At 60.9% G+C, this 1,575-nt stretch carries 1 protein-coding gene; it reads left to right on the top strand.

Features of this window, described 5'->3' with window-relative positions:
- Window positions 1-240 precede the first annotated feature (240 nt).
- Complete coding sequence (locus EN893_RS33225; RefSeq protein ID WP_127271332.1) at window positions 241-1,215, top strand: hypothetical protein; 975 nt, start codon at window positions 241-243, stop codon at window positions 1,213-1,215.
- Window positions 1,216-1,575 lie beyond the last annotated feature (360 nt).

The raw sequence follows: 1,575 nt of genomic DNA, 5'->3' as shown, positions 1-1,575 counted from the left end.
CCGAAGGGCCCCGCCAACCCGAGTTCGTTGCCCTGCTTCAAGGAAGCGAAGACGTCCGCCGCAAGCCTGGAGCCAGCATGTCGGCGTAGGCCGTTGCATGCATCGACCTGCTTTACGGCTCTTCATGCGGGTACGCTAAACAAGATGTGTTTCGCCCGATAATGCGAGGCCATCTATGATCGATTCTCGCGGCAATGCCGCAAGAAATCGCCATTCGCTTCGACAAGGAGAATTGATCCGGTGCGGTTGAGATCTGTTTCTCTGGGTGTCGTCGCCAGCCTTCTCGTCGTCATCGCCGTGGCGGTATCGGCCCGATCCTTTGCCGCACCATCTGCCGTTCCAGCCTGGCTGCAGGCTCATGTCGGCGACAGCGACGGCCAGATCTCGCAAATTGTCCTCGAACGAGCCCGCGCGCTTTACCGGAAGAAGGTCGCGCAAGGCGCTGTCAAGAACCCCTGCTACTTCGCCATGGATGCCACACGCCCCAGCGATCTGGGCAATGGCGTGCTCGGCCGTCGCTATTACGTCATCTGCGAGGCCAGCCAGTCGTTTAGCGCGATTTCGTCAGGCCACGGCAGCGGGCGGAATTTGAAAGGCGTCGTCGATTTTTCAAACGGCAAACGGTGCGCGAAGAACTTCGGCAATGCGATGGATTCATCGTTGACGGCCGGCGGCGCCTATATGACCAGCGAGGCCAAAACCTCGTTCAAGGGCTATTACCGCACCGGCGCGAAGCAGGACGCGGTTTTCCAGCGCACCTTCATCCAGTTCGACGGCGAAGGCGAAGCCGCGAACGCCAGGCAGCGGGCGATCGGCGGTCACGCTGCCCAGGTGCTGCATGGCATGTGCCTGCGCAAAAACCCGAACAGCTCGCACGCCGACCATGACGGCTTCGTGCCGTTCGGCAAGCTGGTGGACTATGCCGGCGGTCGCAGCAATGGCTGCACCAGCTGGTCGCCGGCGGATGCCAAGCGGATCATCCCGATGGTCAAGGACAATCCGACGACGCTCTACATCTACCCGGAATCGCGCGACATCACCGCGGTCGCAGCCGACCGTTCACAGCCGGGCGCCTACTGGAACGCGTCCTGCCTGAAGGAAATCGGCACACCGAAATTCTGGCCGAGAAAGACCCTTGAGCCGATCATCGCCCAATACAGGAAGGATCATCCGGCACCGCCGCCACAGCCGCTGCCGATCTGCGAAGCGTCTTGAAGTCCGCATAGCGCCGCCGCGTTGATTAAGACCGTGCTGCTTTATGTTCGTCGTGCGAACCGCATTGATCGGCGGCCCTGCGACCCACCAGCAATGATTCAATCCGATCTCCAAGGTCAGCGCGCCAGCAGCTTCGGCCCCCGCCTCTCTCCTCGGCGTCGCTACTCAAAACAGCTGTGTGCATAAGGGCCGGATGGATCAGACTGGTTGAATGCTCTGGCCGAGGAGAGAATTTCCGGCACCACGTTCAGCCGATTGCGGTGGTTGGAACCAACGGCCTGCTACCCAGTTAGAAAGCCAGCAAGTCTGGTTGTAGCCTTGCCGCCATGTGAATCAAAACCCGCCGACGCTGTCTACGGC

This window comes from Mesorhizobium sp. M7A.F.Ca.CA.004.04.2.1 (assembly GCF_004022825.1).
Classification (GTDB): domain Bacteria; phylum Pseudomonadota; class Alphaproteobacteria; order Rhizobiales; family Rhizobiaceae; genus Mesorhizobium.
This window is presented reverse-complemented; position numbering and strand designations above follow the sequence as displayed.